We start from the raw sequence: 25,766 nt of genomic DNA, 5'->3' as shown, positions 1-25,766 counted from the left end.
GAGGTCTCAAAAACGCAAATGATAATTTTATACGCTTATGCACTGAATATATTGAAATAATGATTCGATGGATTGACATCCAAATATCCTATAATCAGATAGTTACAAAATATCTTCGGCTTTAGTATTTTCATACTAATCGTTTTTCGGAATCTTCACTATTTAAAATTCCAGAAACGAGTAAAATAGAGATATTGACCTATTCGGGAATTAAAGGCGATGAAGATGAATTTAAATCCCTTTATGAATATTTGGGCTTTACAGGGTTAGAGTTCAAGCAAATTTATACAGATTCGATGGCAGAATGAATTTGGAGCTGTTTTTGATTTTGGTAACGCTATAAATAGTAGTATTGATAAATTTGTCAATGGCTCTGCACAAGACCGAGGCGAGGTAGTAGGTGAATTTGGCTTTGCCATTGCCAGCACAAAAAGCGTGGGAGCAGTGGCCAAAGGGCTACTTGCCAAAGTTTGGTGTCCGTACCAACCTAAGCACCTAGGCCATCCTCTCCCGCAACTCCATACTTTAGCGTGGGGAGTAAATAAGCGCCCAAAACACCTTCTTAACCCAGAAAAAAACTCCAATCCACGGGTGGAAGGTTATGACGATACGGTTACGAAATTTGGGTTCTTGCCGAGGGTAGTGTTTTCACCACCCTCTTTTTGTTATTGATACTTGTGCTTTTGTAATGTATGGGGATAAAACCACTGGCGTGTTAAAATACGCTTTACACCTTCACAAAAATCTTGTGGCGATACATCACGTACAGCACCAGCCACACCAAGATCAGCCCGCCCAGAGCGTTGAATACTTCATGCCATTTTTCGGGAGCGTGGCCGTACAATCCCGCAAAGAGCAGTCGCGACGACTCGCCGAAATCGACAAAGCGACAGGCCATGTAAATCACCAACGAGTTCATGCCGATAACCTTGAAGAAAAAGGCCCATTTGGTAAATTTTAACACATCCATTACCCAATAAAAAAGGGCGACCAAAAGACAAGCCATGCCAGCCGTCAGCAGAATAAAGGAGCTAGACCACAAGTGTTTGTTGAGCGGAAAAACCGTAGCCCACGCCAAACCCGCCACGATGCCAATGGCCCCCATGCCAATGAGCCGAATCAATTTGATGTTGGCGGTGGTTTTGTCCAATAGTACTTTGCCCGCCAAACTGCCAAAAATAGTCAAGCAGGTAGCCGAGAGTTGGGTAGTCATGGCCAGCTCGTCGTAGGTGGTTTGCTTGAGGCGTCCGGGCATGAAAGATCGGTCAATCCACCCCACCAAATTTCCCTCAAAGCTAAGGTCGCCACCGCCGTAATCACCAACCGAAATCAGCATCAATGCCGCGTAATATAGCCCAAGAATGGAGAATGCGACGACAAGATGCGTTTTCCAGCCAGTATTTAGGTATAAAATAGCTACCAAAAAAGTGGCAATTCCGATGCGCCCGAGCACAGTTCCGTAGCGAATATGGGCGGGGTCAAAAAAATCAACGGGGGCGTTTTTGTCTAATATTCCCAGAAAAAATAAAATGAGCATTCGCTTAAATACCTTTTCCAAGAGTTTGGATTGGGGAATACCCTTGGCGACGCCGTTTTTGAGACTGATGGAAAGGGACACGCCCGCCATGAACAAAAACAGCGGAAAGATAAAATCGTAGAAGGTGAATCCGTCCCAATCGGGGTGGTGAAATTGCGCCGCAATGGCATCAATAAAACCAATGTTGGTTTTGCCGCCCATCAAAAAAAGAAAGGCACCACCGCCAGAAATCATGAGCATATCAAAGCCACGAAGCGCATCAAGCGAGGCTAGGCGGCTTGAAGAAGAAGCTGAATTCATTGTGTCAGGTTGTAGGTTTAGGTATCTACTTCCTATAACTCCGTTTGCGGCTTTTTTTACTATTGTTTACCGCCCTAATCTGCTACATTTCTCGAATTTCTTTGTCTTTGACGGTCATTTCCCAGTCGCCAAAACTGCCGTATAATACGAAAGAACCAAAGCGGAATTTATCCACAATTTCGGTGCCTTTCGATACACTGTCGTAGAAATCCTTGTCGACTGGAAGTTCAAAATCAATGGCGTTGACGGCGTTTTTGATGTGCTTTTTGATGCTAAGCGAGAAATTTGCCTGTTTCAATCGTATTTTCAAAATGTACCTTACTTTCTTGGCAGATTGTGCGGCGTTCAATTCCTGCAATTGTGCTTTTAGTTCCAAGTTTTCTTTTTGCAGGCGTTCCAGTTCGGCGGCATCACCGCCGCAAGAAAACAGAAAAAGAACTGATAGAAAGAAAGATAACAGCGAAATGGAAGTACGTTTCATGGGTGTTTTTTGGGTTAAAATTAAATATATCAAAAGCTTAATGAGGGTTTAGAGAATAGAAACGACAATAATGGCCAGCGCCAACAAAAGCTGAATGGCGACTTTTAGGTTGAAGGTCTGCCCAAAATGAATCGGGTAAAGGAACGAGCCCACAAAAACGCCCGTTACGAAAAACAAAAACCGATTGGACCACATGGAGCCGTTAAAGCCTTTTACGCCGTACTCCGAGGCTTTGATCCACAGCCAAGTACAGGCAATCCCCAGCAAATAAGGATAGATAGAGGAAATCCATTTGGGAGATTTAAACTGCCAATACATGATGTACCAATGGCCAAAAGAACCCAAAAGAAACAGGAAGGTTGCAATCAAAATCTTGGTTAAATTCATAACAAATAGCAATTATGAGTTTAAGATAAAAAATGATGCTGAAAGCGTGCTAATGTTCGTTAGCTATTTGCTAAAAAAGCAGTGTTTCTGTACCTGCGACTCATTGCACAGCATAGCTACTTTTTTCGACATTTCATCGCTTATTTCCCACAATTCAAGAGAGATAGTTTCGTAATTTAATGATAAATAAAGCAATTTTGGGTCGGAATTCAGTATCCGTTTTATTAGAAACAGCCACTATTTTATGAAAGCACATTTGTTAAAAATGACGACTCCAGTCGTTGTGGTAGCGTTGATGATGACTGCCTGCAAAAGCAATGATGACCTCCCCAAGCCTCCCGACGAAACCGAAACGAATGCTTTAAAATTACGCAAGGCGAGCGCTACGGAGATTGATTATCAGTCATTTGATTACGACAGCAGCGGGCGCATTACCCGACACGTTTCGCAATGGCAGTATGTTCAATCAGACCCGAGTCAAATCAAACGCATCGAAAATAATTTTGAGTACAACACCGCTGGACAGCTCACTACAGTGCGCTCGCAGGCCGGCGACCACCGTTATTTTTACACAAACGGCACGTTGGAACGGGTCGAAAGCCGAGCCTCTAATCGCCTGATTTCTACGACTTATTTTCTTTTTGATGCTAAAGGCCGCGTCAGTGAGCGGGAGGAGGTTGTGCCCGATGACCGCCAAATGTCGGATGCGCCCGCCAAAACCAAATGGAAATACACCTACGATACCAAAGGAAATTGCGTGCATGTAGATTATTTTCTCTTCATGGAAGGCAAATATTCTTTGTACGAAACGCTTGATTACAGTGACTTTGACAGCGCAGCCAACCCCTTCGACCAACTATCGTTTTTCCCGTACGTACCTTGGGTAAAATTTCAAGTCAATAACCCTGGCAAACAAATCAGCACGGCGGCTTCGACAGGCCTCAAACAATCGACTACGTTCCGCTACCAATACGACGCCAAAGGGATTCTCACCCAGCGCACCATCAACCAAGGAGGCTCAGAGTGGACGTTGAAATTGGAGTATTGATTCAGGGCTGATTTTAAGTGTATTGCCTCATCTTGTCACCTTCTGGGTATCGAGAGGAGGCTTTTTTTGGGGTGAGCGAAAAAAATGATTTGGGTAGATACGTTTTACATTCTTGAATTTATGGGGCCTATCTTCCTATCTTTGGTGATTCACTGACCCCGTAATCATCCCATGAACAAATTGATTTTTTTCTGTCTCCTTTTGAGCAGTGTCTTTTTGGTAAGCCACACCGCCGACGATGCGCTCGTCGACGGCAAGGCATTTGCAAAGCATATTCAAGTACTGGCTTCCGACGCCTTTGAAGGCCGTAAGCCGTTCAGCGTTGGCGAAACCAAAACCATCAACTACTTAAAAACCGAATTTGAAAAATTAGGCCTAAAACCCGGCAATGGCAAGAGCTATTTTCAAGAGGTGCCTATGGTAGATATTTTGTCCAAACCCGCGGGGCCTTTGGTCATGAAAGGCAAAAGTGGGGAGATTTCTCTCAACTACCTGACGGATTTCGTGGCCGCTACGCGCCGCGTGCAAGACCAAGTAAAGGTCGAAAACTCCGAAATGGTGTTTGCGGGTTATGGCATTGTAGCGCCCGAATACGGTTGGAACGACTACGCTGGGCTGGACGTCAAAGGTAAAACCGTATTGGTGTTGGTCAACGACCCAGGGATTGTAGACGACAACTTGTTTAAAGGAAATACGATGACCTATTACGGTCGGTGGACGTACAAATTTGAAGAGGCGGCTCGCCAAGGCGCGGCTGGCGTGCTCATCATTCACGATACGGGCCCGGCGAGTTATGGCTGGTCGGTGGTGCGAAGCGGCTGGTCAAAATCAAAACTCTACCTCCAAGCTGCCGACGACAACCGCTCACGGGCCGCGATGGAAGGTTGGATTACGCTGGAATCGGCCAAAAAACTCTTCCAACTCGCAGGGGTTAAGCCCGATGTAATGCACGAAGCCAGCAAAAAAGGGTTTAAACCCGTGCCGCTGGGCGTAAAAACTTTGTTGACCATTGACAATGAAACCAAAAAATCCACCTCTCATAACGTGATGGCGGTGCTGTCGGGCACAACCCGCGCCAACGAGTACGTGGTGTACACCGCCCACTGGGATCACCTCGGCAAGGGCGAGCCGATTAACGGAGATTCTATCTACAACGGAGCCGCCGATGACGCCTCAGGCACCGCGGCGGTATTGGAAATAGCGACGGCTTTTACCAAACTCAAAAAGAAACCCGCCCGCTCAATTGTGTTTATGGTCGTAACGGCCGAAGAGCAGGGTTTGTTAGGCTCAGAATATTATTGTACACATCCCATCTTCCCGCTTGACAAAACCGTGGCCGACATCAACATGGACGTTTTGCAGCCTTTTGGTCGAACCAAAGACGTGATTGTGGTCGGAAAAGGTCAGTCAGATTTGGATGATTACATTGAGGCCGCGGCCAAAAAGCAAGACCGATTCACGCGCGGTGAGCCCAATCCGTCGGGAGGGTGGTACTTTCGTTCCGACCATTTTAATTTTGCCAAAGTAGGTGTACCGTCGTTGTACATCGAAAACGGCGTGATTTCCCGTCAGCACGGCGAAGATTGGGGCAAAGCCCAAAAAGAGCAGTTTAATCTCTACCGCTACCACATGCCCACCGACGAGTATGACGGGAAATGGGATTTGACGGGTATCGTCGAAGACATGAAACTGTTGTACGAAGTGGGGCACCGCATCAGCAACGAAAGCACTTTTCCGGGATGGAAAAAAGGCTCTGAATTCAAGGCCGCTCGCGATAAAATGATGAAATAACCATGAAAATAGTAACGCTTTTAACGCCACTCATGGTGGCTTTTACCCTTGGTTATTCGCCTAACGAGGCTGGCGATGAGAACACTGCCAATGGCAATAAAACGTTGGCAGTGAGAACACTACCAACGGCATCTGATGAATTTCCGGGTGAAATTGTCAATTTCAAATCCTACGCCCAAAATCCTGTTTTTGCAGGAACGGGTAAGCCCGGCACTTGGGACGAAAAAATCAGGGAACGCGGCTACATTTTACGCGAAGGAAACACCTACCATTTGTGGTACACGGGCTACAAAAAGGAAAAAAATGCCGTCATGCATTTGGGCTACGCCACTTCTCCCGACGGACTCACGTGGACGCGCCATTCGTCGAATCCCATTTATGATTTGGATTGGGTCGAAGATATGTCGGTCATTAAGTCCGACGGCTTATATTATATGTTTGCCGAAGGCAGAAACGACGTAGCGCATTTGCTCACCTCCACCGACCGCATTCATTGGCAGGAAAAGGGCGCGCTGGATGTTCGGCTCACCAACGGAAACCCAATTTCCAAAGGGGCGTACGGCACTCCTGCGATTTGGCAAGAAAAGGGTACGTGGTATCTTTTTTATGAACGCGGCGACTTGGGTATTTGGCTGGCTACTTCCAAAGACCTGAAAATCTGGACGAACGTGCAAGACGAACCCGTGTTGAAAATGGGGCCCGAAACCTACGACCAATATGCCGTAGCCATGAATCAAATTATCAAATACAAAGGACTGTACTACGGCTATTATCACGCCTCCGCCTTTAAAGATTGGCGCGAATGGTCGATGAACGTGGCGGTTTCTAAGGATTTGATTCACTGGAAAAAATATGAAAATAACCCCATCATCGGCAACGATAAATCCAGCGGGTTACTGGTACATGACGGCAAGCAGTACCGGATGTATACGATGCACCCCGAGGTGAATGTCTACTTCCCAAACGATTGGATTCCACTTTTTAACGGCACCTCTACTGAGCAGTGGGTTTCGGCCAAATCGGACCAATTTCCCAAGACAGGTTGGGCCATTGATAATAAAATTCTGGTGGTTAATCAAGGGAAAGGCGAAAGCAAAGCCGTAGTGCGGGGTGGCGACATTATTACCAAAAAGATGTTTGCGCAGTTTGACTTGGAGTTTGAATTTAAACTGGCCTTGGGAGCAAATACAGGATTGAAATATTTCGCCAAAAAATACCCAGACGGGGCCATCTTGGGCTGTGAATATCAGCTCATCGACGATGCCGGCAACAAGGACATTGCCAACGATACCAACGACAAACGCCGTACCGCAGGATTGTACGAGTTGTTTGCACCCGTTTCGCGCCAATTAAAACCCATCGGTGAGTGGAACAAAGGCCGTATCAGGGTGGAAGGTACGCGCGTAACGCACTGGCTCAATGGCGTCAAAGTGGTCGAGTATACCATCGGCAGCCCTGAATTTATGAAAGCCAAAGCCGAAAGCAAGTTTAAAGACGTAAAGGATTTCGGAACTGCCCCTGGGCATATTCTTCTCCAAGACCACGGCGACGAAGCGGCTTTTCGAAACATTCGGATTCGGGAGTTATAGGCATTAAATCGTTACTAATCAATGAAATGTATTGCACGGAAGCACCCAAAACACGGTGGTTTTGCACAATATTGAACATAACTCGTATATTTGAGTTGTATGTCCCAAAAGGGTAAATGGTGCGGCGGCCCAACATTCATAACTCAAAAACTCGTTAGTGTACTATGCAAATCTACCGTTCTGAACTTTCTCCTGCGTTTGTTGATATTTTTTTGAAAGAAATTGGGTTGAAAGAAGACGAGTTTGAATTGGTGCTTTCTCATTTCAGAAGGGAGTTTCTGCCTCGAAATTTCTTTTATGTAAAACCCGGCCAAATCAATGCCTTTAATTCGTACCTCAGCAAAGGCAGTACGCGCACCTATACCATCAACGAAAAAGGCGAAGAACATATCCTCTATTTTTCATTTGAAGATTGGTGGATTGGTGACTTAGAAAGCATGATTACGGGCAAACCCAGCCGGCTGTATTGTCAGGCCATCGAAGACTGTGAGATTCTGTCTATCTCAATTGCTGAATTTGAAAAACTCAAAGAGCAGTTCCCTTCCTTAAAACATTGGCACGAAGAACGCATGAGAAGGTACGTATTTAGCGTGATTCACCGCCTGACCGAAGTCAAAGCTTTTACGCCCGAAGAGCGCTATTTACACCTCTTAAAAAAACACTCACAGATATTTCAGCGGATACCCCTGCACCATATTGCGTCTTATCTTGGCATCGAACCGGCCTCTCTGAGTCGGTTGCGTCGGCGGATTTCGAGCAAAAAAAATACTTAACCTAAGTTAAGTCGCTTCTTGTCTAAAGTTATTTGTCAGTTCTTGGTTTTGTGTCACTTTTGACTCAACAAAATGACACAGAGTATGAAAGACTTTTAAAATTTCTGCCCCCTGCATCCTCGTATGCAACTGAATGGGTTCTAAAAATTAGACCCTAAATTACCAACAACCCGGCTCGTTGTCAGCCCCAAATTATACCCTTTACTCCGCATCACCTTTTCCTTTTTGTGCACGAATCGGCTTATCGGTTGATGCATTAAAAAAATAAATCCATAGGGTCCGGCATGTCCTTCGCCTCATTGTCCTGTTTTCTGCTGATGCAGCAAAACGCCGGAGTTCAACATCACAGCGCTGTCCTCTGCTGTTGATAAACTCATACGCTGATTGTACCGTCTTGTCCACGTGAATGGCGGCGATTCAGCTCGACTTCGCCTCCATTCTCCGATTGCTGCTTTTTCGTAACCAACAACCATTTTCTCCATTTTCCCATTATGATAACCAATCATTCATTGGGCCTCTATGCCCATCTTGGTCAAAAGGAGCATCATGACGCTGCCCTGAAATGTTTACGAAGCGTAGCACGCCACTACGGGAAGGTGATTTCACCCGTTGAACTTCGTAGCAAAAGTGCTTCCAAACATGGAAGTAAAACCCTGAGAGACCTTGCCGAAACCGCCGAGTCCATTGGTTTCAGAGCCCGTTGTATCAGTATTTCTTTTTCAACCCTCAAACGGGAAATTCCGCTGCCCTGCATTGTAAAATGGGATAATCACGGGTTTGTGGTAGTTTCCAACATCGTTCAGAATCAGGTTTCTATTGGTACCGACAAAACTCCGCTGACGGTATCGGCCGATGAATTTTGTAAACATTGGCTACCAGCAGGTGCGGAAGAAGGAACCGTATTGTTGCTCGACCCTACGCCCGCGTTTTTTCAGGATGCCGAAGCGCCCACCGACGTCAAGCCGCAGGGATTACGTTCTTTGGCGGTCTATTTAAAAAAATACCCCAAATTGATGTGGCAGTTGTGGTTGGGCATGATTGTCGGAACCATTCTCAAACTCATTTTTCCTTTTCTTACCCAGTCCATTGTGGATGTGGGGGTAATGAACCATAACCTAAACTTTATCTACATTTTTCTGGCGGGGCAATTGATGCTGATGGTGGGGCGAAACTCGCTCGAAGCCATTCGAGGTTGGCTTTTGCTCTACGTCAGTACCCGCGTTGGGGTGTCGTTATTAACCGATTTTATTGCCAAAATCATGCGTTTGCCCATCAGTTATTTCAACGAAAAAGCCGTGGGAGAGGTGATGCAGCGCATCGAAGACCAAAAACGCATCGAAACTTTTCTTTCCACGCACCTGATTGCCATCTTGTTTTCGGTACTGAATCTGGTCATTTACACCCTTATTTTTGCCCTCTACGACTTGACCATCTTCGGCATTTTTCTGGGAGCTACGCTGCTCTATATCAGTTGGATTTCGATTTTCATGAAAAAACGCCGCGAGCATGATTTCATGCGGGCAAAAATGGCCGAACAAGAACAAAATAAACTGGTTCAACTCGTTCAGGGAATGCCCGACATTAAGCTGGCCAACGCTGAAATGCTCAAACGCTGGGATTGGGAGCAGATTCGGGCCAAGCTTTTTCGACAAAATATCAAACTGCTTAAGCTCTCGCAGGTTCAGCAAATCGGCGGCTTACTCATCAACGAAACTAAGGTGTTGATTATCACGTTTTTGTCGGCAAAGGCCGTTCTTGACGGCGACCTTTCGCTGGGAGCCATGCTAGCCGTGCAGCAAATGTTGGGTCAAACCAACGGCCCCACCGAACAGCTTTTTGCCTACCTTCAGCAGATTCAGGATGCCCGCATCAGCACCGAGCGCATCAACGCGGTGCATCAAATGCCCGAAGAAGAAGGTGATGATTTTACAAAAGTGACACAGTTGTCGGAGAAACAGCCCTTGGTTTTGCGTAATGTGAATTTCCACTATCCAAATGCCAAAAATAGTACCCTCAGGGATATTCGGCTCTACATTCCTGCGGGCAAAACAACGGCCATCGTGGGTTCGAGTGGCAGCGGCAAAACCACTCTCCTCAAATTGTTGATGAAACATTACGCACCCACTTCTGGGGAATTGTCGCTCGGAAAACTCAGTCTCAACAATATTTCAACACGGGCTTGGCGGAGCGAATGTGGAGTGGTGATGTCGGACGGGGTGATATTTTCGGATTCGATTCTGAACAACATCGCCCTTGGCGATAACGACCCCGACATGGAGCGTTTGCACAATGCCGCTCGGGTGGCAAATATCCACGAGTGGATTGAGTCCACGCCGCTGGGTTATCATACCACCATCGGCAGCGAACACGGCAGTATCAGCCAAGGACAGAAGCAACGTATACTCATTGCCCGTGCAGTTTACAAAGACCCCGAATTCTTGTTTTTTGACGAAGGTACTAGCGCTTTAGACGTTCAGAATCAACAGATAATAATGAAAAATCTGGACGAATTTTTCAATGGTCGCACCGTAGTGGTAGTGGCACACCGCCTCAGCACGATTCGCAATGCCGATCAAATTGTGGTCATTGAAGAAGGGCAAATTAAAGAAAAAGGTACCCATGAAGAGCTTCTTGCCTTGGAGGGGCGCTATTATGAACTGCTCACCACACAGTTAGAAGCCGCGGCCTAGTAGGGGCAGGGCTTGCCTCTGACCGAAGTAGAGAATGACCCTCAAAACAATTCAATCGTCGATTTTAGTCAATCCAATAACGTAAACGCAATCATGAAAAAGTACTCAGATAATCAGTTAGGAGAAGAAATGCTCAGTATTTTGAGCGAAACACCCAGTTGGGTGATTCGTACGGGAGCGGGGGTGATGTCAGGAATTGTACTATTGTTTTTTGTTGGTACGTGGGTCATTAAATACCCCGAAGTGTTGAAAGGAAACGCCATTGTCACCACGCAGGTGCCGCCCATTCGGGTGGTAGTGCCCATGGGTGGACGCATGGTACGGCTGTTGGCCAAGGACGAAATGATGGTAAAAAAAGGAGATGTTTTGGCCGAAACGGAAAATACAACGCGGCTAGAAAATATCCCCACCATGCAGCAATTAATCAGCGATGCGCAGGCTTTTTTACAAAATCCCCAACGCGAAATTGTGTTTCCAAGCAACAACTTTGTCTGGGGAGATTTACAGGAAGATTTTAACGCACTTCGCCAAAATTACCGAGATTTCAAACGCATTCAGTCAGATACTTACCAATCGGCGCAGGGGCAAACGATGCAACAACAAGCGGAGCAACTTCGTGCATTAGCCGCCGTCAACGAGCGTCAGAAAATGCTCAATGAAGAGGAATTTGCTAATGAAAAAGAGCATTTTCTCAGCGACGAAAAGCTGTTTAACGAAGGGATTTACAGTAAATTTGAGTACATCGCGAGCAAGAATAAACATTTGAAAAAACAACGAGAGCGTGAAGAATTTCTTAAAAACACCCTTGATAATAATTTAAAAATCAATGAATTGGAAGCAGAGTTGCGGGTGTTTGATCAGACTTTTTTGGAAAGAAAACGTCTTTATCTCGACAACATCGAACGCAGTGTTCATAACATTGAAAACAGCCTGCGCAACTGGCAACAAAACTACCTCATTACGGCTCCCGCCGATGGTAAGCTGGTCTTTTTGAAGAACTTAACTGAAAACCAGCACCTCAGTGTTTCGGATACGCTCTTTGCCGTGATGCCAACAAAAATACAGTTTATTGCCACGATGGACATCCCTGTTCATGGCATGGGAAAGGCCGAGGTGGGTCAAAAAGTCATCATCAAACTAGACGACTATCCCTATCAGGAATTTGGGATGCTCGAAGGGCGAGTGCTGAGCCTTGCGCCTTCGCTGAATGTGCGCTATTACCGCGTCATGGTGGCGCTACCTAAAGGGCTGAAAAGCACCTACAACCAGACCTTTGTTTGTAAGTCAGAAATGGCGGGTACGGCAGAAATCGTAACCGCCGACCTTCGCCTGATTGAACGTGCCTTCTATGGTTTTCGAAAGGTATTGATGTAAGGTATTTTCGGTAGGTGTACCGCGACGGTTAGCCAGCTCAGAAATCCAAAATACAGGCTAACAGAATAATCTTTAATCAAGGATATTTATTGTCCAATAAAATATTCCAAAAATATCATTAAAGACCTTAACTTTATACCCAAACATGGCCTTAGTATTTGATTCCCAAGTTGGTCGTATGAGTGTACCAGAAAATGTAATCATTGAGAAATTAACCCGAATTGTTGAGGAAAACCTTGATAATCCTACGTTTTCATTAGATCAGGTCTATAAAGAATTGGGTATCAGCCGGACGCACCTGCACCGGATTATCAAAGACCAAACTCAACTTTCGACCACGCTGTACATCCGAAAAATAAGATTGCACAAAGCAAAAGAGCTACTGGCAACGACCGATCGGCGCATTGCCGAAATTGCGGATTTGATCGGAATAGACAGCCCCCAAAATTTTAGTAAGTACTTCTTTGAAGAATTTGCGGTTAGTCCGACCGAATTCAGAAAGCAAAAAAATATCTCTGCCCCAGCGAGCAGCACCTTTACGGTGAGCGGGCCCATGGTTCAGGGCGTTTCGGTGCATCGTTCAGACAAAACGTATCGGTACATATGGGGCGGCATTTTTTTGGCGATATGGTTTGTGATTGGGGTGTATTTTTGGAAAAGTCAGGGGAGTTCACGCTCGACCAATGCGTTCGGCGTGGCTAATTACAACGAACTTTTTGATAACTCCGTTGCCATTTTACCCTTCAAAAGCGATGCTAACGGCGAATCGCTGGCCGAAGGGGTAATGGAAGAAATCCACCGTTCACTGTCGCTCATTGAAAACCTTAAAGTGATTGCTCGGCGGTCTTCCAACGAATACAAAGACAGCGGAAAGACGGTTCGGCAGATTGGGGCCGAACTTCAGGTGGCGTATATTTTGCAGGGACGCGTCGATGAAAAGAACAACAAGGCGCAAGTGGCGCTAGAATTGGTCCGTACCCAAGATGGTATCACGGTTTGGACCAAAAATCAGGAAGGAGATTTGAAGAATTTTTTCAACCTGATGAACGAAGTCGTCAAAGAACTTGCCTTAGAACTTAACCAAAAGATTACGCCCGAATTGGCGAATAAATTGGACCGAGTTCCGACAAAAAACGCCGAGGCTTACAACGAATTTTTGCAGGGACGCTTGCTCATGATTGAGCGTACCCAAGAAAAATTGGCCGCGAGCATCCTCAAGTTTGAACGTGCGCTGGCGCTCGACCCCGATTTTGCGGAAGCCTACGCTTACAAAGCGATTGCCAGTCATCTCAGGGGAAATATGGGCTATGCCGATATGGTGGCTAGCGGCAATGTCGCCGAACAAAACGCGCTAAAAGCGATTCAGTTGGATGCACAAAATGCCACGGCTTACGCCACCTTGGGGAATGTGTACCGTGATCAGTTTAAGTGGCAGCAAGCCAAGACATCGTACACCATTGCCTTGAAATACCGCCCCAACGACGCCCAAACCATTTATTGGTACAGCTTGTTGATGCGCTCGATGGGCCGCCCAGAGGAGGCGCTCCAATACAGCGCCAAAGCCATGGCCATCGACCCGTTGTACCCCGTTATTTTGGGTGGGCATGTCTTGAATTGTGCCTACGCTGGACAGTACGATTTGGCCGAAAAAAGCATCAAAGACGGCCAGTTGATTTTCGATGATTCCTTTGTGTATTACATGGCGAGGGGTTACTATTATTTGATTCGGGACAACTACGCGCAGGCGCTGAAAGAATTCAAAAAAGTGCAGGAGTTGAATCCAAATATGAAATATTTCAGCACGCTCATCTACTATTGCGAAGCCCGTCAAGGCAATAAAACTTCGTCGGTGTCGTATCTAAAATCGTTGGGAAATCACCCGCAAGATTACCTTTCTAAGTCGATGGTGTACGCAGGCATGGGGGAGAAAGACAGCAGCATGGTTTACTTACAAAAAGCGGCCGATTTGGGCGTCATACACTCCGATATTCTGGTAAACCCAACGTTCAAAATTCACCGACAAGACCCCCGTTTTGAGGCCATCCTTCGCAAGTTTGACTTAATGGATTCTAAATCACTGCCTCAATAAGCCTAAGACTGACCGCTGTTTTTTTTTATCTCATTGCCGACTTTTTATTGATCGGTTTAGTGCCCCTTTTGCCCTTCAAAAAGGGTTTTGGAACAATAAACTAAGTTTTTGGAACAATAAACTAAGTCTGGAACGATAGACTAACTAATTGCCCAAATAGACAAACAGCTTCAATTTATAGCTCCTTAGCTTTGCCAAAACAATGGCATAACGGCTATTCTCTAAACCCTTAAACCAAAATTGGATGAAAACTCTTTGCTGTTTTAGCAGGTGCCCACCTGTGCTTATTACTGCCATGCCTTCTTGATTCGGTGCTCGAAATGCCAGCCCTTAGCGGCTTTCGTGGATGCGTTTTCACGCTTGGGATTTTCCACTTTTTACACGTTTACAATTACACTTTACCCTACTTTTTTTAACACGCGTTTCGTATGAAAAACTCTCTATTATTTTCCCAATCCTATCTATTTATGAAGGTCTTTTACCCTACTGTTTTTGATTCAATGAGAAAATTCTTCTTCCTCTGCCTAATCATCTGTACATCCGTACAAAGTTGGGGCGTGGTTCGTTACGTCAACGCCAGTGTAGTGGGTGGTACGAGCGACGGCCTTTCTTGGCCCAATGCTTACAACAACCTACACGCAGCCTTGACGGCGGCGCAAAACGGCGACCAAATCTGGGTAGCCCAAGGCATCTACTACCCCGATGAAGGCGGCTCCTTTGCCAATGATGACCGTGCCGCCAGCTTCACAATGAAAAACGGCGTGGCCATTTACGGGGGCTTCTCAGGCAATGGAACCGAAACCATGCTTTCTGAACGCAACTTAACGGCCAATACCACCATTTTGAGCGGGGAGATTCAACAAGACAACGATGCGAGCAATAACAGCCTCCAAGTCATTCGTAACTACAGTAACTCTCTGACCAGCACCGCCGTACTCGACGGTTTTACCATCACGGGTGGGAATGCGCCCACCTCTTGGGGCGGTGGGATGCTTAACTTTGAGTCCTCTCCCAGCCTTAGCAATATTACTTTTTCGGGGAATAGCGCTCAATACGGCGGCGGGATGTTTAATCACAACTCCACTCCCAGCCTCAGCAATGTCACTTTTTCGGGGAATAGCGCTGAATTCGGTGGCGGGATGTTTAGCGAAGCTTCCACTGCCCGCGCCAGCCTTAGTAATGTTACTTTTTCGGGGAATAGTGCTACCATTAACGGCGGCGGGATGTTTAACGTCACCTCTTCGCCCAGCCTCAGCAATGTCACTTTCTCGGGCAATACGGCACCCAATGGCGGCGCGATGTACAACCGCTTCGCCAACCCAGTGGTGACCAACTGCATCCTCTGGGGCAACAGCAGTGAGATTGTCAACGTCTTAAGTAGCACCCCCATCGTTACGTACTCCATTGTGCAGGGTGGCTATGCGGGTACAGGAAATCTGAACGTAAACCCCCTCTTTGTCAACGCCGCCGACCCCGATGGGGTAGACAACCAATGGATGACAGCAGATGATGGTCTACGTTTAAGTGGTTGCTCGCCCGCCATTAATACAGGTACCGACGCAGGCGCACCCACTACGGATATACTCGGCAATGCTCGGGTGGGTACGACTGACATGGGAGCGTACGAGTTTCAGGGCTCGCTACCTACCACCTTGTACGTCAACCAAGCCGTAGCCAGCAGTGGTGATGGCACAAGCTGGGCTACGGCCTTCAAAACCCTCCAAGAAGCTTTGCAGCTCAGTTGCTCCAGCGTTACCCAAATCTGGGTAGCCAAAGGCACTTACTACCCCGACGAAGGCGGGAGCTTTGCCAACAACGACCGTGCCGCCAGCTTCACAATGAAAAACGGCGTGGCTATCTACGGCGGATTCTCTGGTAATGGAAATGAAACCATGCTCTCTCAACGCAACTGGGCAGCCAACCCGACTATTCTCAGCGGCGACATTGATAAAAACAACGCCCTCGACAATGGCAATAGCTACAACGTGATTTTTAATAACAACAACGGACTGAACAACAGCGCCGTGCTGGATGGCTTTACCATCACGGGCGGCTTAGCCAATGGAACGGCTCTGAATGGCTACGGCGGGGGGATGTGCAATTTTTCTTCCAGCCCCTCGGTAACCCACTGCAGCTTCTCGGGGAATCAGGCGTCCGACGGCGGGGGGATGTACAACAATATTTCCAGCCCCACGTTGACCCACTGTAGCTTTTCGGGAAATCAGGCGAATGCAGGCGGGGGGATGGCCAATTTTTCTTCCAGCAGCCCAACCCTGACCAATTGTAGCTTTTCGGGAAATCTGGCTTCAGGTGCCGGGGGGATGTACAATGAATTTTACAGCAGCCCAACCCTGACCAACTGTAGCTTCTCAGGGAATATGGCTACTTACAACGGCGGCGGGATGTACAATAACGGTTCCTGCAACTCAACCCTCAGGAATTGCATCCTCTGGGGCAACAGCACCGAAGTGTTTAATCAACCTGATAATGATTTCCCCAGCAACCCTACCTACACCAACACCTTGGTCAAAGGGCTTAACTTAGGCTCGGGTGTATTCGATGGCACCCGAGACCCGCTCTTTGTCAGTCAACCACCTGTAGGTCTCGGCACAGCGGGCAACCTCCGCCTAAGACCCTGCTCCCCCGCCATCAACGTGGGTGATAATACCCTCATCCCCAGCGGCATCATCACCGACCTCGACGGTAATCCCCGTGTCTTCAATAACGGTATCGTGGATTTGGGAGCTTATGAGTACCAAGGCGTCTTGCAGGAAATTAATCTTCAGGGAGGTTCTCCTCTCACTAATATCCCCGATGGCGACAATACGCCTACGGCGGCCAAAGGAACCGATTTTGGAAATGTGAGCAGCAATGGAGTACAAACCTTTACAATTCAAAATACGGGCAGTACTCCCCTCAACATCAGCAGCATTGTTTCCAACAACGCGCTGTTTACGGTAGGTGCTTTATCTCCTGCCAGTCCAATTGCGGCAGGCGGTTCGGCTACTTTCACGGTTACCTTTTCGCCCACCGCAACGGGCGTCCAGAATGCCACCATCACCGTCAACAACAATGATTGCGACGAAGCGGTGTATGATTTTGCCGTAACTGGCAATGCTGTTTGCCCCGCCATTACCATCAATGCACCTACTGTTACGCAATCCACCTGCACCACTCCTACGGGGGCCATTGTGGTCAACGCCACGGGTAGCGGCACGTTGGAGTACAGCATCGACAACGGGAGCACTTGGCAAAGCAGTGCCACTTTCGGCGGCCTTGCCGCTGGCAATTACGCCATCAAAGTACGTTCGCAGGCTTTTCCTACGTGCACAACGACCTACGCCAGCAACCCCGTGGTAATTACCCTGAAGACTCCTCCTTCGGTGGATGCGGGTAGCTGCAAATTTGTGTACAATGGCTACGGCAGCAATTGTACCAATCTGACCGCCTCGGCCACGGGTGCCGCGGGAGGGTTTACGTACAATTGGTCGCCCGGAAATCTAGCGGGTGCTACGGTAGAAGTGTGTCCTACGGTTACAACCACCTACACCGTTACGGTGACCGACGCCAACGGCTGTACCTCCACTGATGAGGTAACGGTAGAAGTGATTGACGTACATTGCGGCAATTCCAATGCCGTCGAAAAAGTGTTAGTTTGTTTTGGAGGCAAGGCGCTCTGCGTAGCGCCGACGGCCGTACCTGCTCTTTTAGCCAACGGTGCCACGCTGGGCGCCTGCGGTATCACGCCTTGCGGTACCCCAAGCAATGCCCGCATCGGCGTGGAGTCCGACGAAGCAATGCGCCCAACGGCCCTGATGATGCAGGTGTATCCTAATCCGACCGCAGGTTTGGTAACGGTTGATTTGCGCAACGTCAGCAAGGGATTAGCACGGATTGAAGTGGTAGATTTGATTGGTCGCCCATTGGTGCAAAAGGCCGAGCAGATGAACGAAGGAGCCAACCAACTCTCCTTTGATTTGAAGCAGCTGCCCGACGGACTGTACCTGATTCGCTGCCGCGACAGCCAAAACCACGAAGCGGTTGTGAAGGTCAATAAGTTGTAAAAAAAGCATTGTATTCTCCGGAAGCAAAAGCGCTTTCGGAGAATACTTTAATGTTTAATTGGTTGTCTATGAGTGGGTTGTTTTTAAAAAGTTTGACAAAATGAAATCTCTTCTTCAAATCGGGTGTATATTTGTTATGTTCAGTGCTTGTACTGCTTTGCAGGGTGAAAATACGGATGAAAACGCCCAGCCTGACTTAGCCCAAATCCGTACCGATATTGAAACCCTAGAAAACAATTGGGCCATTGCCGTTAATACCAAAAATATCCCCGAACTCATGGCTTTCTATGCCGACGATGCGGTGTCAATGCCCGATGATTCGCCCATGCTGGTTGGGAAAGATGCCATCCGGCAGTTTCAGGAAAAGCAAAACCTTAGCCAAAAATTGACCCATTCTTTTGAAACCATCGAGGTGTTTTCGGAAGGAAAGCAAGTGTTGGAAGTGGGCAAAACCACCATGAAAGACTCGATGGGGAAAGTGGTCGGCAGTGGCAAATACATGGCACTTTTTGAAAAACGCGGCCGAGAGTATTTGTGCATCAGAGAGATGTACAACGATGATAGCAAGTAACATGCGCTGATAATTTTTCATTTCACAAACGAGGAATCAGTGTGAGGTAAAATGTTGGGAATTGAACAATTAATCAAATCCATTTGGTGAAAACAACCCCTAAAGCCTACCCCCTGTACCCCAACCTCGGTTATTGGTTTTTGATCATAATCCTATTGGTTTTCGGTGGTTTTTATCACACCTATTTTTCGGTGTTTTTTGAACCCAAGGCCACAATTATCCACGTTCATTTTGGACTGATGACCGCGTGGGTTGTAATGCTTATCGTTCAGCCATTTTTGATTAAATACAAAAAAAAGGCCTGGCATCGGAGGGTTGGGAAAGTCAGTTATGTGCTTGTGCCACTTCTCTTGATTTCAGCTTTTTTGATGACAAAACACGGCTATTTCGTGTACATGGACTTGATTGCGAAAGAGGCCGTCAAGGGAATACCTAAATACACGCAGGAAGAATTACTGCACCTGTCGGCCAAATACCAAGCTTTGCCCATGTTTTATCTTTTTTGGCTGGGCTTATTCTATACCTTGGCCATTCTCAATCGCAAAAGCACGTATGTGCATGCCCGTTACATGCTGGCGGCTGCTTTGACCGTGCTGGGGCCTACCATAGATCGGATTTGGTTTATGGTGGTAGGCATCTCTATCTTCCCTTTTGGAATACCCGTCGAAACCTTCGCGTTTGTACTGATTATCATTCTATTAACCTATCTTCTGTGGCTCGACAACAAGGCCGGACGCAACACCAAAACGCTGGAGATTTGCCTCGTCATTTATTCCATCAGCCAAGGGCTCTATTTTATTGCGCAGGACATGGTTTGGTGGGAGCAGTTTATGACGCTTATCATGGGCGCAGAATCTCTCTAAAACATGTCTTTTTTAAGATTTTTTGGAATTGAAAAATGTGCAAAAAATAGGCTTTTCAGTACAGCTCAAAATATTGATAATCAGAGAGAAAAATAATTAGAACAGGGAAGATTATAGGGCGTTTTTGAGTCGATGGAACAATAGACTAACTTTTTGCAACAATACACTAAGTTTCTGCAACAATACACTAAAGTCGTCTATGTTAAGCAAGCTATCTTTGAGTCTGCTTTTAAGTCTATCGTTTTACCCTAAATCCTCCTTTACAAATGAAAAATGTTAAACATTTCGTGCTCTTCGTTGCCCTTGTATTGAGCACCCTTTCGCTTCTGGCCCAGAACCCCGAGCCTTCCTTTTTTATCGTCGAAACGATGAAAGCAACTCCCGGGATGGATGACCAATACCTCAAAGCCGAACGTGAGGTCTGGAAGCGTATTCATCAGGAGCGCATCAAACTCGGCCTGATTACTTCGTGGAGCTTGTATGCCGTCCGGATGCCAAGTGGCACCGACCGACCCTATGATTATGTCACCGTAACGGTGGTTCAGGGATGGAAAAAGTTGGAAAACCCGTACGGGAATTTGCTCGCTAGTGATGTCGAGAAATTGTTGACCAAAGAACAACTTGCCATTGCGAACGAAACTGGAAAACTGCGGAATCTGACCCAAAGCAATGTGTATTACGGCGTTGATTTCGTAGCCGCCGACCCCAAGGCCACCACATTCGCCAAGTATCAAATGATCAATTTCATGAAAGTAAAAGACGAAAAAGCGGAGGAGTATTACAACATGGAAACCAAGTTGGTGAAACCGATGCACGTCGAAATGATGAAAACAGGTGGACGCTCGGCATGGGGGCTTTACAGCCGCGTGTTGGGCGGAGAAGGGCAACCGTTTAATTACGTCACTTCTGATTTTTACAACAAGTGGGAAGACATGGCGGCGGCTTCCGATTTTCAAAAAATCTTAGCAAAAGTGCATCCTGGTATGACCGCCAAAGCCTACGAAAAAAAGATTTTTGACGCGAGGAGTATGGTAAATCAGGAGTTGTGGGAATTGCTAGATTCGGCACGATAATCAGCTGACTGTCAAGTTTTTTGAAAGGGCATTATTTGTTGTCAAATTTTGATTTACAAATGATGCCCAAGCTTACTACAATACGTAATCGGGCCAACGAAAAAGATAAAAGCCGTCGTTGGTTTCGAAGGGTTCAGTTTGAATTTCTCCTCTGAGGAGTGTACAGAATTTTATCATTCACTTCTTGAAACCCTTACAAAAATGAAATCCTCTATTCGTTCAGTCATTTGCATTGTATCGGTTGTGGTTTTTATAAGCCAATCTGTTGCTGCACAAATGCAAATTTTAGGCAAAGTTTCCGATAATGTGGGGAAACCGCTGCCCTTTGCCAATATTTTAGTCTTAAGTGCCAAAGATTCTTCTTTTGTAAAAGGAGATGTTGCCAAAGAAGACGGTTCATTCACGATTCAAAATATCAAAGAAGGTGCTTATTTCTGTGAAGTGAGCATGCTGGGTTTTTCTAAAAAAAATACAACGTTCTTTCAACTGATTCCGCAGTCCCCGACGATGGATTTGGGAGTGGTTGCTTTAACAGAAAATACGGAATTGAACACCGTTGAAATCGTTGCCAAAAAGCCGCTATTTGAGCAAAAAATTGACCGCCTTGTGATAAATGTTGAAAGTTCGATTACATCGGCAGGCAGCACCGCGCTGGATGTTCTTGAGCGCTCTCCGGGCGTGATGGTCAATCGCCAAGACAACACAATTTCGCTTTCTGGCAAGAGTGGCGTGGTGGTTATGATCAATGGTAAGCTTAATTATATGAGCTCCGATGCCGCCGTACAAATGTTGAGCGGCATGAGTGCTGGGAGCATTGAGAAAATCGAATTATTGTCTACACCGCCTTCCAATTTAGACGCCGAAGGCAATGCAGGGTACATCAATATTCTCCTGAAAAAAAATCAAAATGAAGGCTTCAGTGGCTCGTATGCACTTACGGCGGGTTATGGCAGAGGCGCCGTTGGAAATAGTAGCTTCAACCTGAATTATAGACACAAAAAAATAACGGTTTATGGCTCCTACGACTACGTGCATTTGGGTCAGGAGCAAAACAGTCGGACGTATCGACGCATTGTGTTGGGAAATAATTTGCTAGAAACCGAGACTTCTGCCTTGCGCCACCCCAGCGATAACAACCACAATGTGCGTATTGGGCTTGATTATCAGATGGATACCAAGACAACGGTGAGCGTTGCGGTATCGGCTTTTTCTAAAAAATACGCCATGAACAACACGCTGAATGAATCAACCCTTTCACGAAACAACGTGGTGGATACCCTGATTCGTCTCAAAATCAACGAAGTGAATCTTTGGAAACACGTAGGGGCAAGTTTTGGGGTTCAGCGCACAATGCGTGAAAATGAAGTGCTGTCATTTGGGGTCGATTATTTGCATTATGACAACGACCAACCCGTAAATTATAACAATACGTGGTTTGATGGTAAAAACAATTTACTATTCAATCAAACAGTACGAAGTATCAAAATCACACCCATCAATTTTGGGATTGTGAAAATGGATTATAGCCGAGATTTCGGCAAAAAAGGGAAGTTGGAGATGGGAGTGAAGGCCGTAATGTCTCAATTTAAGAACAATGTAGGCGTTGAAACCCTCATGTTTAATGCGTGGAAAGCCGACCCTGATTTCACGGCAAAATACAGTTTGAAAGAGAGTATCGGTGCCGCATATACTTCGTATGAAACAAAATGGGGCCCGAAAACCACGGTGAAGGGGGGGCTGCGTTTTGAATACACGCAATCGAATTTGGGTTCGGAAGAAACGCCCAATATCGTTGACCGAAAATACGGGCGATTATTTCCAAGCCTGTTTTTGACGCATGATTACAATAAAAATAAAACATTGAGCTTTTCGTATAGTCGCCGCATTACGCGCCCTACGTTCAAGGATTTGGCACCGTTTACCTTTTTTATTGACCCAAATACTTTTTTGTCGGGCAATGCGGCCTTGCAACCTGCCCTCTCCGACAACTTAAAAGCCGATTATCGTTTCAAAAGCACCTTGTTTAGTTTGCAATATAGCTACACGTCGAACCCCATTGCGGGTTTTCAGGCGCGCATAAAACCCGGCAGCAACAAACTCTATTACGTGGCGGAAAATCAAAAAAACTTGCAAACGTATTCGTTGACCATCGGGCAGCCTTATAGCCCCGTTAAATGGTGGACAACGTACACCAATCTTGCGGGAGTATTCAGCGTCGTAAATGCTTATAACAACGGATATTTGGTAACGGTCAAATTCCCGAATGTGACTCTATACAACGTACAGACGTTTAGTTTGACCAAAAAAGTCACTTTGGAAGTATCAGGTTATTACAATTCCGGTGGGTTGTGGGGCATCTCTAAAATGAAAGCGTTTGGTGAATTGAATGTCGGTTTACAAAAGAAAATGGGTAAGAATGGCGGTAAACTCAGCATCGGCTATGACAATATTTTCAATTCATCAATCTACCGAATTAATTTGAATTTGCCCGAACAGCAGCAGTATTTTGAAACGAGAATGCAATTTACCCAGCCTAAATTCAAAGTGGCTTGGTCGCAAAACTTTGGCAATCAAAAGATGAAAGCAGCGGCCAAAAGAGCAGAAGCAGAAGAGAAAGCGCGCGTGGAGTAGCAGTTTTTTTCACTGGAGTAGAATATTTCCCCCCCTACGTACCTCATATAAAAGCTTAAAGGATGAAAATCTTGATTAAATATAATATTTGGGCTGTATTAGTTTTGTTGTCTATAAGCCAACCTACTCTAGGACAAACGCAAATTTTAGGCAAAGTTGCCGATAATGTGGGGAAACCGCTGCCCTTTGCCAATATTTTAGTCTTAAGTGCCAAAGATTCTTCTTTTGTAAAAGGAGATGTTGCCAAAGAAGACGGTTCATTCACGATTCAAAATATCAAAGAAGGTGCTTATTTCTGTGAAGTGAGCATGCTGGGTTTTTCTAAAAAAAATACAGCTTTCTTTCAGCTGATTTCGCAGTCCCCAACGATGGACTTGGGAGTGATTGCTTTATCAGAAAATATGGAATTAAACACCGTTGAAGTCATTGCCAAAAAGCCGCTATTTGAGCAAAAAATTGACCGCCTTGTGATAAACGTTGAAAGTTCGATTACATCGGCAGGCAGCACCGCGCTGGATGTTCTTGAGCGCTCTCCAGGCGTGATGGTAAATCGCCAAGACAACACAATTTCTCTTTCTGGCAAGAGTGGTATAGTGGTCATGATCAATGGCAAACTCAACTACATGACTGCCGATGCTGCGGTACAAATGTTGAGCGGCATGAGCGCAGGTAACATTGAAAAAATCGAATTGATGTCCACGCCGCCCTCCAATTTAGACGCCGAAGGCAATGCTGGGTACATCAATATTGTCCTGAAAAAAAATCAAAATGAAGGCTTCAATGGCTCGTATGCGCTTACGGCAGGGTATGGCAAAGGCGGCGTTGGAAATGGCAGTATAAACCTGAATTACCGACACAAAAAAGTAACACTTTATGCTGCGTATGACTATGTACATTTTGGACAAGAGCAAACCATTTGGACATATCGGCGCATTTTGTTGGGGAATAATTTAGTTGAAACAGAGACCTCGACCTTCCGTCCACAAAAGACAAACAACCAAAATTTGCGTCTTGGGCTTGATTATCAATTAAATACCAAAACGACAATCGGTGTGGGCGTGTCGGCCTTAGCCAATAAATTTGAGATGAAGAATGGATTGAATAACTCACAATTTTCTCGTAATAAGGTGGTGGACACCCTCGTTCAACTCAAAATCAATAATGTCAATCGGTTGAAGCATATTGGCTTAAATTTTAATATTCGACATGTTTTACGGGAAAACGAGGTGTTGTCGCTTACTGCCGATTACCTACATTACTACAACGAACAATCTGTCCATTATGACAACAAGTGGCTGGATGGCAAAAACAATTTACTTTTTGAGCAACCAATGCACACCAGCAAAATTACGCCTATCAATTTTGGGGTTGTGAAAATGGATTATGTCCGCGATTTCGGCAAAAAAGGCAAATTGGAAATGGGCATAAAAGCCGTGATGTCTCATTTCAACAACAACGTGGGGGTTGAAACCTTCCTTCTCAATAGATGGGTATCCGACCCCGATTTCACGGCTAAATACACGCTGAAAGAAAGTATCGGTGCGGCTTATATTTCTTATGAAACCAAATGGGGTGAGAAAACGACCGTAAAAAGTGGTTTACGCTATGAATACACGCAGTCGAATTTGGGTTCGGAAGAAATACCCAATATCGTCGACCGCCAATACGGGCGGTTATTCCCAAGCCTGTTTGTATCGCATGATTATAATAAAAACAAAACCCTCAGCTTCTCCTACAGCCGCCGCATCACTCGCCCAACTTTCAATGATTTGGCCCCGTTTATCCTTTTTCTGGACCCAAATACTTTTTTATCAGGAAATGCGGCTTTGCAACCTGCTATTTCAGACAACTTAAAAACCGATTATCGCGTCAAAAGTACCTTGTTCAGTCTTCAATATAGCTATACATCGAATCCAATTGCCGCTTTTCAGGCACAGATAAAACCGGGCAGCAACAAACTCTACTACGTAGCTGAAAATCAGAAAAGCCTGAAAACCTATTCGCTGACAATAGGGCAGCCTTACAGCCCCGCCAAATGGTGGAACATGTACACTAACCTTGCGGGCGTTTTTAGTCAAGTGAGTGGTTATAACAATGGGGCTCTAATCACTGTAAAATTCCCTTACTTGACTTTATACAGCGTACAGACCTTCAGTTTATCCAAAAAAATCACTTTTGAAATATCAGGAAATTACAATTCCGGTGGCTTGTTGGGAATCTTTAAAAGGAAAGCTTTTGGTGAATTGAATGTCGGTTTACAAAGCAAGATGGGTAAGAATGGCGGTAAACTCAGCATCGGTTACGACAATATTTTCAACTCATCGGTCTATCGGATCAACTTGGATTTGCCCGAACAACAGCAGTATATTAATATGAGGATACAATTTACCCAGCCTAAATTTAAAGTCGCTTGGTCGCAAAACTTTGGCAACCAGAAAATGAAAGCGGCAGCCAAAAAAGCAGAAGCAGAAGAAAGGTCGCGGGTACAGTAACTCTTTACCCATG

General features: G+C 46.0%; 16 protein-coding genes. 13 read left to right on the top strand and 3 right to left on the bottom strand.

The features are described 5' to 3' along the window. Positions 1-727 precede the first annotated feature (727 nt). From DVG78_RS05425 to DVG78_RS05415, 3 genes are all read right to left on the bottom strand, one after another. Positions 728-1,837 (bottom strand): acyltransferase family protein, encoded by a 1,110-nt coding sequence (locus DVG78_RS05425; RefSeq protein WP_199563199.1) that lies wholly within the window; start codon positions 1,835-1,837, stop codon positions 728-730. A gap of 82 nt (positions 1,838-1,919) precedes the next feature. Continuing rightward, positions 1,920-2,318: a hypothetical protein gene (locus DVG78_RS05420; protein WP_114460015.1), complete on the bottom strand. Its 399-nt coding sequence runs from the start codon at positions 2,316-2,318 to the stop codon at positions 1,920-1,922. A gap of 48 nt (positions 2,319-2,366) precedes the next feature. Beyond that, complete coding sequence (locus tag DVG78_RS05415) at positions 2,367-2,705, bottom strand: hypothetical protein (protein ID WP_114460014.1); 339 nt, start codon at positions 2,703-2,705, stop codon at positions 2,367-2,369. Positions 2,706-2,949: 244 nt separating this feature from the next. Here DVG78_RS05415 and DVG78_RS05410 point away from each other — a divergent pair, with 244 nt between their 5' ends. The 13 genes from DVG78_RS05410 to DVG78_RS05350 all read left to right on the top strand — a co-directional run bounded on the left by DVG78_RS05410 (position 2,950) and on the right by DVG78_RS05350 (position 25,753). After that, the gene (locus DVG78_RS05410) at positions 2,950-3,753 is read left to right on the top strand and encodes a hypothetical protein (protein ID WP_114460013.1); all 804 of its coding nucleotides are present in this window, start codon (positions 2,950-2,952) and stop codon (positions 3,751-3,753) included. Positions 3,754-3,924: 171 nt separating this feature from the next. Continuing rightward, a complete protein-coding gene (locus DVG78_RS05405; RefSeq protein ID WP_114460012.1) occupies positions 3,925-5,544 on the top strand; it encodes a M28 family metallopeptidase in 1,620 nt (539 codons plus the stop codon). Positions 5,545-5,546: 2 nt separating this feature from the next. Then, complete coding sequence (locus tag DVG78_RS05400) at positions 5,547-7,133, top strand: 3-keto-alpha-glucoside-1,2-lyase-like domain-containing protein (protein ID WP_114460011.1); 1,587 nt, start codon at positions 5,547-5,549, stop codon at positions 7,131-7,133. Between the two features lie 164 nt (positions 7,134-7,297). Then, complete coding sequence (locus DVG78_RS05395; protein ID WP_114460010.1) at positions 7,298-7,906, top strand: Crp/Fnr family transcriptional regulator; 609 nt, start codon at positions 7,298-7,300, stop codon at positions 7,904-7,906. Between the two features lie 491 nt (positions 7,907-8,397). Beyond that, on the top strand, positions 8,398-10,596 hold the full coding sequence (locus DVG78_RS05390; protein ID WP_114460009.1) for a peptidase domain-containing ABC transporter: 2,199 nt from the start codon (positions 8,398-8,400) through the stop codon (positions 10,594-10,596). Between the two features lie 93 nt (positions 10,597-10,689). Beyond that, positions 10,690-11,970: an HlyD family secretion protein gene (locus DVG78_RS05385; RefSeq protein ID WP_114460008.1), complete on the top strand. Its 1,281-nt coding sequence runs from the start codon at positions 10,690-10,692 to the stop codon at positions 11,968-11,970. A 145-nt stretch (positions 11,971-12,115) separates the two neighbouring features. Continuing rightward, positions 12,116-14,059: a helix-turn-helix domain-containing protein gene (locus tag DVG78_RS05380; protein WP_114460007.1), complete on the top strand. Its 1,944-nt coding sequence runs from the start codon at positions 12,116-12,118 to the stop codon at positions 14,057-14,059. 500 nt (positions 14,060-14,559) lie between these two features. Continuing rightward, positions 14,560-18,123 carry a choice-of-anchor Q domain-containing protein gene (locus DVG78_RS05375; protein WP_158549973.1) on the top strand — a complete coding sequence of 1,188 codons (3,564 nt, stop codon included), beginning with the start codon at positions 14,560-14,562 and terminating at the stop codon, positions 18,121-18,123. A 100-nt stretch (positions 18,124-18,223) separates the two neighbouring features. After that, complete coding sequence (locus tag DVG78_RS05370) at positions 18,224-18,694, top strand: YybH family protein (protein ID WP_147276999.1); 471 nt, start codon at positions 18,224-18,226, stop codon at positions 18,692-18,694. A gap of 140 nt (positions 18,695-18,834) precedes the next feature. Continuing rightward, entirely contained in the window at positions 18,835-19,557 is a 723-nt protein-coding gene (locus DVG78_RS05365) for a hypothetical protein (protein ID WP_147276998.1), read from the top strand. Positions 19,558-19,823: 266 nt separating this feature from the next. Further along, positions 19,824-20,630, top strand: a complete 807-nt coding sequence (locus DVG78_RS05360) for a hypothetical protein (RefSeq protein ID WP_114460003.1) — start codon at positions 19,824-19,826, stop codon at positions 20,628-20,630. Between the two features lie 201 nt (positions 20,631-20,831). Then, on the top strand, positions 20,832-23,261 hold the full coding sequence (locus DVG78_RS05355; RefSeq protein ID WP_114460002.1) for a TonB-dependent receptor: 2,430 nt from the start codon (positions 20,832-20,834) through the stop codon (positions 23,259-23,261). Between the two features lie 62 nt (positions 23,262-23,323). Further along, positions 23,324-25,753: an outer membrane beta-barrel family protein gene (locus DVG78_RS05350; protein WP_114460001.1), complete on the top strand. Its 2,430-nt coding sequence runs from the start codon at positions 23,324-23,326 to the stop codon at positions 25,751-25,753. Positions 25,754-25,766 lie beyond the last annotated feature (13 nt).

This window comes from Runella aurantiaca (genome assembly GCF_003339505.1).
GTDB lineage: Bacteria > Bacteroidota > Bacteroidia > Cytophagales > Spirosomataceae > Runella > Runella aurantiaca.
The sequence above is the reverse complement of the archived record's forward strand: the minus strand, read 5'-3'. Positions and strand labels throughout refer to the sequence as shown.